Consider the following 16973-nt stretch of genomic DNA (forward strand, 5'->3'; position numbering starts at 1 on the left):
AAAACCCAATACTCTGATGTGGCAAAAACAACATCTTGATTATCAAATTACGCAGGTTTACCAGGCTTTTTTTTCCGCTACCTGAACAACAACAGGGATCACGCCGGGCAGTTCGCTAAAAATCCGATGGTGCAGGTTATTATCGGGCAGGAAAACGTTTACAGTGGTAACTATTAAGTCCATTCTTCACAGGATTAACGAACTTAAATGAAAATAATTTGAACAAAGGCCATTTTAGCCTTGTTGCTTTAAGCAAACATCAAAATATTTTACTATGAAAAATGAACAAAATACAACATTGAAGAATCCGTTGGAGCAATATCCTAAACCTCCTTTTCAGCGCCAGCCACAGCAACCTCCCGGGCTGGCCAGTAAAATGAGCCCTCAGCCAGATCATGGTGAGGAAAGTTACCGTGGTTCGGGCAGGTTGAAGGGCAGAAAAGCTTTAATCACAGGCGGAGATTCTGGTATTGGCCGGGCAGCAGCCATAGCCTATGCACGTGAAGGTGCTGATGTGGTAATCAATTACCTGCCTGAAGAGCAGACTGATGCCGATGAAGTAGTTCAGCTTATTACCGATGCCGGGCAAAAAGCATACGCTATCCCTGGTGATATTACCAGCAGCGAATTTTGCAAGCAATTGGTCAATGACGCGGTAGAAAAACTGGGCGGTCTGGATATATTGGTAAATAACGCTGGTAAACAACAGGCGGTTGACTCACTTTCCGAATTAAGTGAAGAGCAATTTGATGCCACGATGAAAACCAATATTTACGCTCCGTTCTGGATTACCAAAGCTGCATTACCACATTTAAAACCTGGATCGGTGATTATATCAACCAGTTCAGTACAGGCATACGACCCTTCAGAAAACCTCTTTGACTATGCACAGACAAAAGCAGCCAATGTGGCTTTCGTAAAATCTTTATCAAAACAACTTGGCCCTAAAGGCATTCGTGTAAATGGCGTAGCACCGGGCCCCGTATGGACTCCGCTGCAAACCAGTGGCGGCCAACCACAGGATGCAATTGAAAAGTTTGGCGAACAAACACCTTTGGCGCGGCCAGGCCAGCCAGCAGAGTTGGCATCAATTTATGTGCAATTGGCAGATGATAGCGCAAGTTACGCAACCGGACAGATTTACGGTGCCGCTGGTGGAAGCGGGCATCCTTAATCAATCAATGCTCATCCTGAGGGATAAATTATTGCATAAACATTAATGTAAATGATATGATCGTCATCTCTACCGCATTGGAGAGATCTTTTAATTTGATTTCGGCCACTTAATCCAAAGATCTTTCCACTTCGCGTTGCTACGGAGATGACGATTCTTTTGTTGGGGCTGTCAATGGTCGCTTAGAGCAATTTTTTTAAAATGTTTTAAGAGGTTTTGATTTCGTTAAGCCTAGTATGGGCCTGGCTCAGCCTGAACAATTTAAGTTACAAACTTATTTTCTCCCAAATACATTTTATCAGAAGTGGAATGCCGCGCTTTTGTAAACGTCTTAATCTTAATTTCTTAAAAAAAAATAAATTATTAATTAACAGGTGATTATCTGGTTTGTAAAAACAATTTGACGAAAAACGAATTATATGAGCATGAATAATACACATGTACCTAAACTTTTGAGAAGCCTATTGATGCTTTTACCATGTTTGATACTAATGGAGGCCTGTAATAAGCCTAAATCAAAAACTGGTGCCGAACTAACCAAAATTACCGGCATTAAATTATATAAAGACCTCGATGCTGAGGTGTTGAGCGATAAATTGAAAGCGGCGTTAAGCAAAAGAGGGAAATCGATGTCGAACCCAAAATTTACGGAACAAATTTATGAGCAGGCAGATTACCAACCGGTTTTAATTGCTAAATTTCTTCCCGACAGTGGATTAAAAAATGCAGCGAAAAAGATTAGTGCGGCAGAAGAACACGGTCTTTCGGCTGAAAACTTCCAGGCCGCTAAATTAAACGCCGCGTTAGAGAAAATTTACTCCAAAACAGAGGTTAATACGATTGATAAAGCTTATGATGCGGTTATTGATCTCGAATTGATTGCATGTGGCGCTATTACCGATTATGCGGCGGCTATGCAATATGGAATAGTAAGCCCCAGAAAAATATTTGCACAATTTTACACCAAGGTACTCAGACCAGATTCCATTTCGTTTAAAAAGCCATATCAAACCAGTAACATCACAGCTTTTTTAGATAGTATCCAACCCAAATCTGAAGCCTATAAAATGCTCCAGACTGCGCTGAGTCAAAAAATTACCGCTCCTGGTCATTCTGCTGAAGAAACGAAGCGAATTATAGAAGTAAATATGGAACGCCTGAGATGGCACACTGCCCAACAGGAAGATAGATATGTATGGGTAAATATCCCGGCTTTTGAACTTCAGGTAATGGAAAAACAAAAACCGGTTTTAAGCATGAAAGTATGTGTGGGGGAAGGTCGCAATACCGGAAAGTCAACCTCTTTAACTGAATATGATGAAAATGACCTGAAAAAAGACCGTGCATTTAACCGGGAAACTCCTCAACTGAAAAGTATGATTCATAGTGTGCAGGTTAATCCGGTTTGGAATATCCCTGAAAGTATAGCCAGTAATGAAATTGTGAAGTATGCCTCTCAAGACCGTTATTATTTAAGCAACAAAAATATTGATGTTTTTTATAAAGGAAAAAAGGTTGAGGATACGGAAACTATCGACTGGTCTGCACCTGATGTAGGAAAAACCTATACCTTCAAGCAGCAGCCGGGCGCCGACAATTCGTTGGGTAAAATCAAATTTCTTTTTAATAATCAAAGCAGTGTCTACCTGCATGATACACCGGCCCAAGCTGCCTTTAACCTGGCTGTGAGGGCGGTAAGCCACGGTTGTGTCAGGCTGGAAAAACCTCTGGAACTTGCCAGGGTGCTTTTTGGCCCAGGCGGAAAATTCGATAAAATTAAAGAAGGTATGCAAAGCAAAGATCCAAAAGCAGAAAACATTTCTCTTCCCAAACAGGTTGCGGTATACCTGGTCTACTTTACCTGCTGGAAAGATTCAAATAGCGGTAAGCTGATGTTTGCCAACGATATTTATGGTCAGGATGCTGTACTTTATACGCACTTGAATAAGGCTTAGTCCATGTGGAACTGGCCCTGATCAGTATTATTGTTCAGGGCTGGTAGCGCAGCCAGTGCGGCCTGCTTTTCATCCAGGTAACGGGAAGCATATTTTTCTGCACTTTTATTGATAAAAAGCACACTTCCTTCACCCATTGCACTGATCAATTGATCGGATAGTTTAGGATTCACCGCCGGACAACCCTGGCTGCGGCCTAAACGCCCTAAGGCCTCAATGGTACCCTGGCTTACATATGGTGCACCGTGAATAACAATGGAACGCATCCTGGCATTATCATTATAGCCCGCATCCATACCATCTAAGCGAAGCGATCTTCCATGGGCGCCTACGTATTCTTCACCGGTAACGTAAAAGCCGATACTGCTGCTATACGAATCGTTTTGGTTGGAAAATGTTACCGTTTCATCTTCACCACTGCGCTGCCCATGTGCCACCCATGTATTTAATACAATTTGCTTTTTACTTAAGTCTAACACATAAAGCCTTTTTCTGGTGCTTTTTTGATCAAAATCTGCAATACTTAAAAGTGCATGCTCAGACAATCTACCAGCTTCCTTAAGGTTATAATATCCTGTAAGTGCTTTCTCAAAAACAGGGTAGGTCAAACCAGAATCCTTTAAATGAACCTGGTTATAAAGTGATTTTGCATACGCAGCATAACTCGGTTTAATTGGGGTTGAAACCCTGGCAACAGTTTTTAGATGCCCTGTTTTTTTACCACTTGTAGCCAATAAGAAAAAGCTTAATGATAAAATGATGCAGAAGATGCCCAGAATATATTTTCTCATAGATAACTAGTTGAAATGATTTAAGTAGGGCTTTTTTGCTATAGGCTGTTTGGATTTGATATGTAACAAATATACGACATTGGTAAGTGATTTACCAAAATAAGCAAAATGCTGACAATCATATGATGATGATAAAAATCGGTCTGGTGTGTTAAAATACCTCCTGTCTATTATTTAAATAATGTTTACGACCAGATTCTGCTAAACTTTTTGACCTTCGTAATGGTTAACTATCATATGGATATTTCACTGGTTACGATTGTTAAAAACCGACGTACTGCGCTCGTTAATATGGTTCGTGGATTGGAACGCTGCACACCAAAACCCATTGAACTCGTAGTTATACATATGAATGAGGAACCCTATCAAATGCCATCCTCAACTTTTCCTGTCAAACAGCAAGTGGTGAACAGTGTGCATCAACTACCGCTGGCGGCGGCAAGAAATGCTGCGGTTTCATTAGCATCTTGTGATCAGGTAATATTTCTCGATGCTGACTGTATCCCGGCACCAGATTTTCTTTCTCTTTATATTGAAGCTTTTGCCAGCGCCGATTCACTTATTTCCGGTCGTGTACGTTATTTAACCGCTAAGGCGATGGAAAAAAATGACCTTTTCGAACGTCTGATGGAATATAGCATAGCAGATCCCATACGTGAAAATATTGATCAATATCCTTATGAACTTTTTTGGTCGCTTAATTTTGGCTGTAGGAAAACCACTTTTAAGGAAATTGGCGGATTTGATGAGCTGTTTATCGGTTATGGGGCAGAAGATACCGACTTCGCTTTTTCCGCTAAAGCAAAAGCAATACCGATGATTACTATAAGCGCAACAGCCTTCCATCAATATCATCCAAGTTACGACCCTCCAATGAACCATCTTTTAGACATCATCAGTAATGCAAGGGCTTTTCGGGAAAAATGGGGTCTCTGGCCTATGGAGGGCTGGCTAAGCAAGTTTGAACGCGCAGGATTAATTAGATGGTCTAAAGATAGTCTTGAATTAAAGCGCATGCCTTCAGCCCCGGAAATTGAAACTGCGCTTAAATTAACTTAATTGTGCTGAAAAACAGTGCGGTGAGTATGCATTAAATAGGCTGCAGCACGTTCAGCTGCATCACTGCTGATTAATCCATTCCAGTTGGGGCGACTGGCTAAATAGTTTTCAAGTATTTCTTCCCAATCAACACGGAATATTTCAGAGGCGGGGATGTGTACTGCGAGCGCAAGGTCTTCGATAATACGTGCTTTTTCTTCCTGTTCTTTAAACGGACGTTCTTCGGATATGGCAATGAAACGTTTGTTGAGCGAAGCACATTCCATCACCGTGTTATGGCCGGCATTGCCTATTACAAGGCAGCAGTTTGCCAGAACAGTGCGGGGATCTTCCAGCTTTCCGTAGAAATGTAAATTATTGATGTTTTTCGAACTGTGGATATTGCCTACAATATGGAATATCCATCGCGGGCATTGAACAGACAGATGTTCCAAAAAATCATTGTTTATACTTGTGCCACCACTTCCGATCAGTACGGCTACATTCCGTTTGCTGGCATCAGACAAATCTGCACTTGGTGCAAACCGGCTAAGCCCGCCAGTGTAAAAGGTTTTGTTGCTGATCCATTCCGGCACCTGGCCAGACATCCGCTCATCAAACGGGGCTAATAATCCAATCGCATTGCGGTAGCAGATTTGATGTGGTAAATCATCTCGCAGGCCATGCTGCCTAACCACGATTGTGGGTACGCCGCAGAGCTTCGACAGCATAGCCACTTCAACCGAGACATCTACAATAAACAGCAAATTGGGATTACTGGCCAAAAAACTGGTGATTGTGTTTACCCGTTGCAGTTGTCCGTTAACATTTAGTGGTGCATAATGCAGCCCGTCCGGACTTTGATTCACAACGTCAAGATCCTGATCGCCAGGCGTATCCATCGGTAGGGAAATGAGCTTTATGTTATTAGGAATCAGTGATCTATACTGTTCAAGCCTGCTTCCCAAAAAAGTGATGTGACAATTTTTAAGTGCAGAGGCAATCGCCAGGCACCGCATCAAATGGCCTGATCCATGGTGATGGACGTAAAAAGCGATTTCCATATCAGGCTACGCTTTTTACGGTTTCCGTTAACAATGTTTCGTAAGCATCGATCATCCGTTCGATATCCAGGTTTTCTTCTGCCTGGCGTCGGCAGGTTGCCCGATCCATATCGACAGCCTTGGTTATGCAGTTTGCCAGTTCTTCAGGATCGTTGCTGCTCGTTAAACAACCCGTTCCGGCAGTTACCAGATAGGGAAGCGCTCCACGCGAGATCCCCGCTACGGGTGTACCGCAGGCAAGGCTTTCTGCCACAACAAGACCAAATGGTTCATCCCAGCAAGGAGTAATGAGCGCGCATCTGGCATTACCTATTAATTCATTAAGTGTTTCATGGCTGCAGTTTCCAAGCAGTTCCACGCCCTCACCAATCAGCGGCTCAACATAAGTCTGAAAATAATGTGTATCGGCAATACTGCCGGCCAGTTTAATTGGATATCCTGCCATTTTTGCGGCTTGTATAGCAATGTGTGTGCCTTTATCAGGATGGATTCTTCCAAACCAGACCACGTAATTTCCAGTAGGTTTGGCATAAAACTTCCATAATGAAATATCCACACCATTACAAATCACCTCACAATGATTAAGAAAAGGTTGCCACGCAAGTGCATTGGGTTTAGAAACACTCACGTAACGTATTCGTCCTGTTTTACGTTCCTGTAACATGGCCCGCTTCATTTCAAAAATAGGAGGCGTATGTAGTACGGTAACCATTGGCGTGGTTGTAATGGTAGACATGGTAAGCGGAACATAATTAAGGCTGTTGTTAAAGATCACATCATGTTTGCGACCGTCTATATCCTGCATCAGTTCCAGATAAGCATGGTGTGTAGATATAAAATCTTCACTAAGTTCATGAGCCCTGAACCTGCTTAGCGTTTCCCTGTCGTAATCCACATCGGTAAGTATCACATTAACATTGAGCTCAGGATCGCTCAGTTCGCTTGCATATAAGGTAACCGTATGCCCCCTGTCAATGAGTCTTTTGGTAATTTCGTAAGTGAAAGCCTCCAGTCCGCCCATATATGGCTTGCGGATGGGATGTTTTAGATGTGCTATTATTCCGATATTCATTTGGATTTTTAAAGTTGCTACAATAAGAACTTGATAAAACGCTGAAAGTTTTGAGTAATTCTAAAGCCGAATGCTTATTCTGTGAATTTGTATATTTTAAATCTCGATAATGTGTCTACAACATGTTGTTTTACCATTTACTGGTCTGGTGCTGTTATTCTTCAAAACCAATTAGAGATGGCTTGCGTTTTAGTGGTGATGCAAGGAAAGAAAGAAATAGCAGAACGCATATTGGCTGTTGCGGAGCAGCGGGGGGCTGATAAAAGCACCTGCCCATCAGAAATTGCCAGAATGCTCTTCCCCGGTCACTGGAGGGAACAAATGGTGGCCGTTATGGAGGTGGCGATAGACCTTTGCAATAATGGAAAAATTTCAATTACCCAGAAAGGTAAGGAAGTAGATGTTAAAAAGATTAAGGGACCTGTCCGAATTAAACAAGTGGTGCGTTGAACCCTTTTCCTGATTGAGATATCATTCTTCTCTCTAAATCAATCCAATAATTTGCAGGATTGGTAATCACCAGCCTGACTTGAATAAATGAGTGTCTTTTACGCGGAGGTTGAGTTGTTTCTAAATTAATAAAACCAAATGGCATCCAAATGGTTATATTAATACACATGGAACGATGATGAAAAAGAAAATAATGGTTTTAGAGGACGATCGTGATATCAGGGAGATCATAGGGTTGTTATTGGATGAAGAGAATTATGAGGTTAAATTATATCCTGATATACGGAGCTTTAGAAAAGATTTGCTTTTTACTGATCCAAGTCTGATGATTTTGGATGTTCGCCTGCCTGACGGAAGTGGTCACGACCTTTGCAGGGAGGTAAAAAATGATCAGCGTACACTTGATGTTCCAGTACTGATGATGTCTGCACATTGTTCTGTAGCGGATGCGAATAGAAAATGTCATCCAGACGATTTTATTGCGAAGCCTTTCAGTATCGACGATTTTGTAGCCAGAGTGAACGCTGTGGTAAACTAAGCATTTGTAATAGCTTGAACAGATGAATTGGCTATTGATCGGATCATAATAAAGCTATTGCTCAGGCTTCGAACCGGAGTTTGTTATCGGTAGCATATAACTGATGCCTTTGAAGTTCAGCCCGTTTTACTTTTAGGCTCATTTTTTTCTATTACTAAATAGCTTGATTTTTGGCCTAAAAATTTACCAGGGACGTATTTAAGATCGTATATTTGAGTGACAGATCTGGTCTTGATCTCGGGTTTAAATATCGGATCCACCGGCCAGGGACGGATAAGAAGTACAATAATAACCTATGCCTTGAGGAATGATACCATTAATCATTGACCATATCAAGCAAATCGAACATGGCTTCAGGCACATTATCGATGCGGGCGACCAGATTTTGGCAAATCAGGATGAATCGCATTTCGACCTTGCGCTTCAGTTTTTAGCCGATGATAGTTATCAGGTAAGGATGCTGGCCACCTATATTTTAGGGATACTCTCGCCAACCCACCCGGAAGCACTTTTGCTCCTTGAAACACGCGTGGCAGATGATCAAAACTGGCGGGTACAGGAAATGCTGGCAAAAGCTTTCGACCAATATTGCAAAGTTATAGGTTACGGGAAAAGTATTCCTGTGATTAAAAAATGGCTTTCAGCGCCTAACCCGAATGTAAAAAGAGCCGTGACTGAAGGTCTCCGCATCTGGACAGGCCGTCCTTACTTTAAAGATTATCCGCAAATTGCCATTGAGCTGATCGGTACAAACAAATCTGATGACAGCGAATATCTGAGAAAGTCAGTAGGCAATGCCCTTCGCGATATCAGCAAGAAGCATAAGCAAGCCGTTTTGGATGAAGTTTCGAAATGGGATTTGACAGATAAAAAAACTGCATTTACCTACCGGCTTGTTATGAGAAAATAAAGTATCAAATCTAATAAAGCCTGTCTTTAGGTTTACCATAATCTTATAATGATATTGTATCAATTGTTAAGATTGGACGATAGTCAAACGTTTAAAATGCCTTGCTCAGTTATTCTTTCTAAAAATAAGGTCATTTTCACCTGGTCTTTTAACGTAATCCTTACTTTTGCACTAAATGGTTGTGTGATTTAAATATAAATGGAAAACAAATTTTCTGAAAGTACGCACGTTACAGTAGTCTCCACTTTTTCTCAACTGATGGATATAGCTTTTAAAGGCGATCTGAATGCAGTATGCTGGCAGCGAGACCTATCAGGCGATTTTAAAGAAATTGTATCTAAGCTCGAACTAAAGACAAATCTCACGGAAATTTCGATGGATGATCTCCGGGGGCTCAAACTTTCAGAGCCGGGAAATACAGCGAGAACGCAGATTATGCACGATTTTGAACGCTTAACAGACGCTGGTGCATCACCTTCGTTAAATTTAATTAAAAGTTACGAGCGTGACGAAGAATTCGATTTCATATCAACAGATGTATATTCTTTTCATGTAGATCGTTCGCCTGTTGGTACTGATACTTTTTTATGTACTTATTATGGGGCTGCGAGTGAAATCTTACCTAACGACCAAGCTGAACAAAAAGTGCGGGTGCCGGAAATCAGACAAAAGCTTAGCGAATTGCACGAGGGTTCAGAGGACGGATTTGAAAGCTTTTTGACGGAGCATTATTTTGACTTGCATTACCAGGCTAAAACAGGTGCAAGGCCTGTAAAATTGGGAGTAGGCCATTTGTGGAGACTGGCCGTAGCTCATCCTGATCAACAATGTTTACCCTGTATCCACCGGGCACCGCTGGAAAAAGAAGGAGAGTGGAGGTTGTTGCTCATCTGCTAATTGGTTAGCTTAAGTTTCACAAATAATTCGAATATATTTGACGGATGTTCAACAGCATTATCTTTTTGCCTGTTATTGTTCTGGCGGGTATGGCTTACAGTATCTTAGCTAAAAAACTTACCGTTATAGCGGCGTTTGCCGGAGCTATACTGGCTTGTTTGATTTATTTTGCGGCTGGTTACACCGGCCTGGCGATGATGACCACGTTTTTTATTTTGGGTTCTGCTGCCACTTCATGGCAGCGAAATAAAAAACAGATTTCTGCTACGATAACCGAAACCAGGAATGGCCGTACGGCACTCCAGGTACTGGCTAATGCCGGGGTTGCCGGTATAGCGGCTGTGGTGATGCTGTTTTATCCTTCGCTGAACTATTTAATGCTTACGGCAATGGCGGCCGCTTTTGCCTCAGCCACATCAGATACCTTATCATCTGAACTGGGGATGCTTTATGGAAGGCGTTTCTTTAATGTGATGTCTTTCAGACCTGACCGCTGTGGAAACGATGGGGTAATCAGTTTGGAAGGAACATTGATCGGTGTGGCAGGCAGTATTATTATCGCAGCTATTGAGGCGCTTGGATCTCGATGGAATATGAATTTTTGTTTGATCATTATTGCCGGCACGGCGGGAAACCTGACTGATTCTATTTTGGGCGCTGTGCTGGAGCGCAGAGGCATAATTGGCAATAATATGGTTAATTTTTTAAATACATTAACAGCAGCCTTGCTGGCTTTGGTGATGAAAATTATTTTTATTTAGAGTTTTTTTGATCCAAAGGTATTTGGTGAAAATCAATGAAGTGATGTGTTATCATTTACTCGTGGTTTTCAGATTGAAATGTATTAAAATGCCTTGAATATCAGTGTTTTTACGCCTTTCTTCATTAATTTGTAAAATCCCTCATTTATCCGGTTCGAAATTTGTTGTAGCTGATTTTATAATAAGCTTTTTTGTGATATTTAAGTATTGTTTAGTTCTTATAAGATCATGAAAAAAATCATTTTTGTTTCAGTGCTGGCAGCCTGTGGATTTTCAGGTTACGGCCAAACCTATCAACCGATTACCAGTAAAAATAAAACCTACCTGGAAACATTGAAAGGAGTAAGTTACACCTATAAACAGGGCGTTGTTACCCTGAAGAATAATGGCAAGTATGCGCTGGGTACAGTGAGTATTAAGGCCTCATCAAAAGTAGACAGCAGCCTGTTTGGGATCGCGCTATTTGAAGATGGTATTGAGAAAGGAGAGACGGTTAAAGCCAATGTTTACTTTACGACCGGCCTGGGTAAAAATGTGCATGAAATGCCATTAAATCAGATTGATCAAAAGAACCTGATATTATCTTTCGATAAGGCAACCCGGGCTGCGAAATAAGTATTGAAGTTCTTCAATTTCTTGTAATCAGACCCGACCATGAGTATCGATCACGATTAAGCATCAAACGCACTTAACAGATGATAAATATTTAACACTGGATTAATAATCGATAACTAGTTTTGCATTATAAATATTTGGTTAGTATTTATAAGTTTAGGTTAGTTGATAAGAAAAGCCCGGATGGATATCCGGGCTTTTTATATATTAAACTTTACGCTAAACTTCTTATTGATCTAATCATTTTGGTCACGTTTGAGTAGTCAGGTGCCAGCTATAATGATAGTTAAGAACTGATTGCAGTATTTATTTCACACCGGTTACCATGTAAATACTTTGGCCAACTGCACCTTCATAACCAAATACCAGTTTGTATTCGTAAAAATTTTCGATTTCACTTTTAAACGAATCAAAAGAAGGTGTTTCTTTGGAGGCATATTTAGGGTCCCATTGAAACTTACTTCCGATTTTTAAAGTCGCTTTATTACAGTTATTTGCATGGTTGTTGATTAACTGAACAGGAGTGATGATGTTTTCCATATCTTAATTTTATTGATCTTCTCTATAAATTAACGACTGGCCAGCCGGATTGTTTCCACCTCAATGTAACAATCATGAAAACGTAAGGGTGCCTATCGAGTTAAATCATCGGTAGAATAAAAAATGAAATTCTTCAGGTTTTCATATCTACCAGGCATCTATATAAAATGGTATAAGAATACCACGTCGCCTACGTAAGCCGGTTTAGGCTGGTCTTTAATCACAAGCGTAGCCTGGATGGTTACTTTAGTAATGCCTCTTAAATTGCTGATGCACATAAGTTTAGCTTTTAACTGTACTTCATTATTAACTAAAACAGCCTGGCCAAATTTAAAGCGTTCAATACCATAATTGATTTCCATTTTAATATTGCGCACATCGGCAATCTGTTTCCATAAATAGGGGATTAAGGACAGGGTTAGGTAGCCGTGTGCAATCGTTGCTTTGAATGGCCCTTCATTTTTAGCCCGTTCGGTATCAGTGTGAATCCATTGATGATCTAAAGTCGCATCCGCAAATTTATTGATCTGCTCCTGGTCTATAGTGTGCCATTGCGAAATGCCTAGTTCTTTACCCAGATAGGATTCGTACTCCTCGAAATTATTGATCACCAACATATATTTTAGTTAAAAAGTTTGTATTGTTTTAAATTCTTAGGCACAACAATCCTTTTGCTGTTTAGTTTCAATTACTTTTCTATGACCAATCGCCCATGATAAAACAAGGTTTGCGACGATACCAGGATAACAACACTTCGATAGGTTTTTTTTGGATAGGAATAGGCCAGGAAAGGATATATTCTTACAGACTTCCCGTCAGCAACCAATAATTTAAAAGCACAAGTCAGGCTTTGCCTTAAGCTTAGCACACTAACACTTCCCCTAGATAGCGATAAAATTCGAAATGAAATTACATGTTGGCTAAACATTTTATTTGATATATTTAAATTAAAATTTAGATTTGTCTAAAATTATATTTAGATAAATCATTTTTTTATGAGATTGCTATTCATTTGTTTTTGCTTTTTATTGATATCGCTAAATGCTATTGCCCAAAATGCGACAGTTAAAGGTATTGTTACATCAAAGGGCGAAGTTCTGGAAAATATCACCATTAAGGTTTCAGGTAGTAAAAGTTCAACAAAATCAAACCATACAGGAAGTTATCAGTTAAGGGAAGTTCCTTACGGTATTTGTGATCTGGTGTTTTCAGGTATTGGTTATCAGGCTCAAACAGTCAGGGTAACCTTGAAAGCAGATACTGTTACAGTTAATGCCGATTTGTTAAGCCTGGCTTCCAACTTAAACGATGTGGTTATTACCGGGGTAAACCGGGCCACACAACTACGGAAAAGCCCGGTACCCATTGCCGTACTTTCCAGAAAAACAATGGACCAAAACGTAAATACCAATTTAATAGATGCGATTGTGAAAGGCGTGCCGGGTATTACAGCAGTTACTACCGGTCCAAACGTTTCTAAACCATTTATCAGGGGCTTAGGCTATAATCGCGTGCTAACTTTGTATGATGGTTTAAGGCAGGAGGGACAGCAGTGGGGCGACGAACATGGAATTGAGGTAGATGAATACGCCATTACCAGGGTAGAGGTGGTAAAAGGTCCGGCCAGTTTAACCTATGGGTCCGATGCTTTAGCTGGTGTAATTAATATGATCCCCTACACGCCTGGTTTTGAAAACGGGAAGTTAAAAGGCGATTTTACCGCAAATTATCAAAGCAATAACGGAATGATCGGTTCATCGATCGGACTGGCTTACGTCAGAAATGATTGGAAATATACCTTTAGGGCTACGGGAAAAACGGCACATAATTACCGGAATAAGATTGATGGATTGGTGTATGGAACCGCTTTTAGAGAGTACAATCTATCTGCCAGTGCCAGGTTAGATAAAAGCTGGGGTTTCTCTAAAACAGCCGTTACCTATTACGATAATGTAATGGAAATCCCGGACGGCAGTAGAGATTCTTTATCAAGAAGATTTACAAGGCAGGTGTTGGATGAAGGGGACGATATCAAAAACAGGCCTGTTGTGGCAAAACACGATCTGAATACCTATGTCATTAACCCCTTACATCAACACATTCAACACTTCCGTTTTTATAACACGAGTCAGTTCAAATTCGGAACCAGTGATTTAAATGTATTGGTTGGCGGCCAACAGAGTGTAAGAAGAGAATATAATCACCCTACAAGGCCAGATCAGCCCGGGCTTTACGTGGTATTGAATACTTTTAATTATGATCTTAAGTACAACCTGCCCGATTTTGCAGGTATCGAAAGTACTGTTGGACTAAATGGCATGTACCAGGTTAACAAGAGTAAGGATGCTACCGATTTTCCAATTCCGGATTATAACCTCTTTGATATTGGTGCATTCTATTTTGCAAAAAAATCAATGGGTAAGGTAGATGTTTCAGGAGGAATCAGGATCGACAGGAGAAACATCAATTGGGATGATTTTTATGTGGGTACTAATGTGCTAACGGGTTTTGATAAACAGGTAAGTGCTGGCGACCTAACTGGAAAACTGCAATTTCCATCTTTTACTAAAAATTATTATGGTTTATCTGGCAGTCTGGGCTTAACTTACAACATTTCAGAAAGGTTTTTGGTTAAGGCCAACATTGCAAGGGGTTACCGGGCTCCAAACATTACAGAAATCGGTTCCAACGGACTGGATCCGGGTGCGCACATTGTATATTTAGGGAACAGGACATTTAAACCAGAATTTAACCTTCAGCAAGATCTTGGTATGATCGCCTATTTAAAAGATGCCGATATCAGCCTGGAACTGTTTAATAACCATATCCAAAACTACATTTATCAATCACGCTTAACCGATGCCAGTGGGAATCCGGTGGTTATTGTTCCGGGAAACCTCACTTATCAATACCAGCAATCAAAAGCCAGGCTATACGGTGCGGAAATTTCTATTAATCTGCATCCCAACGCTTTAAAATGGCTGAGTTTTAATAATAGTTTAGCTTATACCGTAGGATTGAATCAAAACCGGGAACTATTGGATCATTATGGTGATGAGGCCAGATACCTGCCTTTTATTCCGCCTTTGCAGGTGAGGACGGAAATCGAGGCAACCGCTCAAAAACCTATAGGCATTTTTGATAAACCTTATATCAAAATCGATGCTGCCCTCTTCGCCGATCAGGACAAATTTTATGCGCTTGACAATACAGAAAGCTTTACGGCAGGCTATACCTTAATTAACGGAGGAATCGGCTCAACGCTGATAACAAAAAAAGGAAAAACCATCTGCGATATATTTCTTCAGGCCGATAATATTTTTAATGTGGCTTATCAGTCTAATTTAAACCGATTGAAGTATTTTGAATATTATAACAGCTCGCCCAACGGCCGGTCGGGGATTTACAATATGGGCAGGAATTTAAGTTTTAAAGTGATAATTCCACTTTAAGAGTTAAAAAAAATGCTTTTGCTACAGATCAATAGATTTACCGCATTTCTTTTATCCGTCATTGCGAGAAGGAATGACGAAGCAATCTTTTTAATTGAAGATATGTTATATGAAATGAGCGTTTGTGGTTCTTGGAGGCCGCTAGTCCCGCTTTCGCTCATAGTCCTCACAGCGCTCCGGGCTATTCCGCTCAATCCCTTAGGTTTATAAACAGGAGGTTTCTGCACCCTGCAACTTTGCAAATGAAATACTGCATAAGCCACTTAGCCCCGGTTGCAGCGATACCCTGCAGCAACGAGGTTACGAGGCAGCGAAGCGTATAAGCGGAAACGGGAGGATGCTTATTGTTTCGTATAGGTTTTGCGCTCCAAAGAAATATTACCTCTTTAATCAGGAAATGAACGTTAAGTGATTCTTGGCGGTCGCTGGTCCCGCTTTTCATTTCAAGTCCTCTCCCGATTGAAAAAATCGGGATACGGGCTTTACATTGCAATCGGGTTTAAGAACAAAGGTTTCTGCGCCCCTGCAACTTCGCAAATGAAATACTGCGTTAGCCCCTTAGCCCCGGTTGCAGCGATACCCTGCAGCAACGAGGTTACGAGGCAGCGAAGCGTATAAGCGGAAAACGGGAAGATGCTTATTGTTTTGTACAAGCTTTGCGCTCCAATTTTTTAAATATATTTTCAATATCACTTTATATCAATAATTGTATGGGGTATTAACCGTTTTATTTGGACGACTGTACCTCATTTACCTATCTTTATCTTTAAGCATCAAACATTAAAAACAGCTACATTTATGGAAGCCTCATTGAGCGAGCAGCGACTAAATTTTTTAAGACAATCAATTGGCAAAGTCATTACAGATTCGCCGTCTAACTTTATGAACTGGCTGGCACCAGTTTTAATTAAAGCAGAATATGGGATTTTGGTGTGCCAATATAAAGTCCGAAAAGAAATGACCAATCCATATCAGATTTTGCATGGCGGTGTAACCGCCGGTATTATTGATGATCTGATTGGTGCAACGGTTTTTACGATGGGATTAAACGACCGGTATACCACTGTAAATAATTACATCGACTATTTTGCAACGGCAGGTGAGGGTGACGAAGTGGTTGCAGAAACGTCAATCGTGAAAAGAGGACGTACGATTCTAAATCTGCAATGTGAAGTATCTTTGCCTTCAAAAAAACGGTTGATTGCGAAAGGTTATTCGAACATGTTAAACATAGGTTAAATTAAGTTACAACGCTTAAGAATAAGTTGTTAATTCCTTTATATTAACAAAACATTCTCGTCTATATATTGTTGTAAATTAACCTAAAATATAATGAGCCATGTTAGAAAATTATTCCACTCTGCAGTTTAACGTGAGAGGCAAAATTTTTAAGGGATTTTGCATGCGTATTCAAGATGATTTTCATGAAACTTATGCTGTAATTTTAGACGGTTACCATTCTTTCTGTATCTGGTTAGATAATAAGTCGGAAAAATGGTGTGCTTCGAAAAATGCGGTGATTGATCCAGACGCGATTGATGAAATTATCAATAGAATATCTCCCCAAACTCCCTGCTAGTATTGCATAATAAACATTTGAGGCATAACGCTTCTGTTTATTTTAAGATATTAACATCCCTGTCAGATGAATTTCTGACAGGGATTTTTTTTAGTATTTTCCTATGTTGTCATGCTGAATGCAATGAAGAATCTTTA

General features: G+C 40.5%; 18 protein-coding genes. 12 read left to right on the forward strand and 6 right to left on the reverse strand.

What is annotated here, in order from left to right:
• Positions 1-57: 57 nt before the first annotated feature.
• Positions 58-183: a hypothetical protein gene (locus tag ACFE6N_RS18405; protein ID WP_378938824.1), complete on the reverse strand. Its 126-nt coding sequence runs from the start codon at positions 181-183 to the stop codon at positions 58-60.
• Between the two features lie 91 nt (positions 184-274).
• On the opposite strand from ACFE6N_RS18405, the gene ACFE6N_RS18410 reads away from it, so the two are divergent.
• Positions 275-1174 (forward strand): SDR family oxidoreductase, encoded by a 900-nt coding sequence (locus tag ACFE6N_RS18410; RefSeq protein WP_378938826.1) that lies wholly within the window; start codon positions 275-277, stop codon positions 1172-1174.
• A 425-nt stretch (positions 1175-1599) separates the two neighbouring features.
• Positions 1600-3129 (forward strand): L,D-transpeptidase family protein, encoded by a 1530-nt coding sequence (locus ACFE6N_RS18415; protein ID WP_378938829.1) that lies wholly within the window; start codon positions 1600-1602, stop codon positions 3127-3129.
• On the opposite strand, the gene ACFE6N_RS18420 is transcribed toward ACFE6N_RS18415, so the two are convergent.
• Complete coding sequence (locus ACFE6N_RS18420; protein WP_378938831.1) at positions 3126-3920, reverse strand: murein L,D-transpeptidase catalytic domain family protein; 795 nt, start codon at positions 3918-3920, stop codon at positions 3126-3128. The genes ACFE6N_RS18415 and ACFE6N_RS18420 overlap by 4 nt on opposite strands.
• 237 nt (positions 3921-4157) lie before the next feature.
• On the opposite strand from ACFE6N_RS18420, the gene ACFE6N_RS18425 reads away from it, so the two are divergent.
• Positions 4158-4979 (forward strand): glycosyltransferase family 2 protein, encoded by an 822-nt coding sequence (locus ACFE6N_RS18425; RefSeq protein WP_378938833.1) that lies wholly within the window; start codon positions 4158-4160, stop codon positions 4977-4979.
• Here ACFE6N_RS18425 and ACFE6N_RS18430 read toward each other — a convergent pair.
• Both ACFE6N_RS18430 and ACFE6N_RS18435 read right to left on the reverse strand, forming a co-directional pair.
• Entirely contained in the window at positions 4976-6022 is a 1047-nt protein-coding gene (locus tag ACFE6N_RS18430; protein ID WP_378938835.1) for a glycosyltransferase, read from the reverse strand. The two genes, ACFE6N_RS18425 and ACFE6N_RS18430, sit on opposite strands and share 4 nt — an antisense overlap.
• A 1-nt stretch (position 6023) precedes the next feature.
• Positions 6024-7094 carry a glycosyltransferase family 4 protein gene (locus tag ACFE6N_RS18435; protein WP_378938837.1) on the reverse strand — a complete coding sequence of 357 codons (1071 nt, stop codon included), beginning with the start codon at positions 7092-7094 and terminating at the stop codon, positions 6024-6026.
• 111 nt (positions 7095-7205) lie between these two features.
• On the opposite strand from ACFE6N_RS18435, the gene ACFE6N_RS18440 reads away from it, so the two are divergent.
• From ACFE6N_RS18440 to ACFE6N_RS18465, 6 genes are all read left to right on the forward strand, one after another.
• Positions 7206-7544: a DUF3253 domain-containing protein gene (locus ACFE6N_RS18440; protein ID WP_378938839.1), complete on the forward strand. Its 339-nt coding sequence runs from the start codon at positions 7206-7208 to the stop codon at positions 7542-7544.
• A gap of 178 nt (positions 7545-7722) precedes the next feature.
• Entirely contained in the window at positions 7723-8082 is a 360-nt protein-coding gene (locus ACFE6N_RS18445; RefSeq protein WP_378938841.1) for a response regulator transcription factor, read from the forward strand.
• 307 nt (positions 8083-8389) lie between these two features.
• Positions 8390-8992: a DNA alkylation repair protein gene (locus ACFE6N_RS18450; RefSeq protein WP_378938843.1), complete on the forward strand. Its 603-nt coding sequence runs from the start codon at positions 8390-8392 to the stop codon at positions 8990-8992.
• 198 nt (positions 8993-9190) lie between these two features.
• A complete protein-coding gene (locus ACFE6N_RS18455) occupies positions 9191-9889 on the forward strand; it encodes a DUF1826 domain-containing protein (protein WP_378938845.1) in 699 nt (232 codons plus the stop codon).
• Between the two features lie 44 nt (positions 9890-9933).
• The gene (locus tag ACFE6N_RS18460) at positions 9934-10650 is read left to right on the forward strand and encodes a DUF92 domain-containing protein (RefSeq protein WP_378938847.1); all 717 of its coding nucleotides are present in this window, start codon (positions 9934-9936) and stop codon (positions 10648-10650) included.
• A gap of 228 nt (positions 10651-10878) precedes the next feature.
• Positions 10879-11265 (forward strand): hypothetical protein, encoded by a 387-nt coding sequence (locus ACFE6N_RS18465; RefSeq protein ID WP_378938849.1) that lies wholly within the window; start codon positions 10879-10881, stop codon positions 11263-11265.
• 306 nt (positions 11266-11571) lie between these two features.
• Here the strand turns inward: ACFE6N_RS18465 and ACFE6N_RS18470 are convergent, their stop codons facing one another.
• On the reverse strand, positions 11572-11805 hold the full coding sequence (locus ACFE6N_RS18470; protein ID WP_378938851.1) for a hypothetical protein: 234 nt from the start codon (positions 11803-11805) through the stop codon (positions 11572-11574).
• A 158-nt stretch (positions 11806-11963) separates the two neighbouring features.
• The gene (locus ACFE6N_RS18475) at positions 11964-12422 is read right to left on the reverse strand and encodes a MaoC family dehydratase (protein WP_378938853.1); all 459 of its coding nucleotides are present in this window, start codon (positions 12420-12422) and stop codon (positions 11964-11966) included.
• A 378-nt stretch (positions 12423-12800) separates the two neighbouring features.
• Here ACFE6N_RS18475 and ACFE6N_RS18480 point away from each other — a divergent pair, with 378 nt between their 5' ends.
• From ACFE6N_RS18480 to ACFE6N_RS18490, 3 genes are all read left to right on the forward strand, one after another.
• Positions 12801-15257 (forward strand): TonB-dependent receptor domain-containing protein, encoded by a 2457-nt coding sequence (locus tag ACFE6N_RS18480; RefSeq protein ID WP_378938855.1) that lies wholly within the window; start codon positions 12801-12803, stop codon positions 15255-15257.
• Between the two features lie 798 nt (positions 15258-16055).
• Positions 16056-16496 carry a PaaI family thioesterase gene (locus tag ACFE6N_RS18485; RefSeq protein WP_378938857.1) on the forward strand — a complete coding sequence of 147 codons (441 nt, stop codon included), beginning with the start codon at positions 16056-16058 and terminating at the stop codon, positions 16494-16496.
• A 100-nt stretch (positions 16497-16596) separates the two neighbouring features.
• On the forward strand, positions 16597-16836 hold the full coding sequence (locus ACFE6N_RS18490) for a hypothetical protein (protein ID WP_090985610.1): 240 nt from the start codon (positions 16597-16599) through the stop codon (positions 16834-16836).
• Positions 16837-16973: the final 137 nt, after the last annotated feature.

The organism is Pedobacter sp. BG31, from assembly GCF_042464845.1.
GTDB lineage: Bacteria > Bacteroidota > Bacteroidia > Sphingobacteriales > Sphingobacteriaceae > Pedobacter > Pedobacter suwonensis.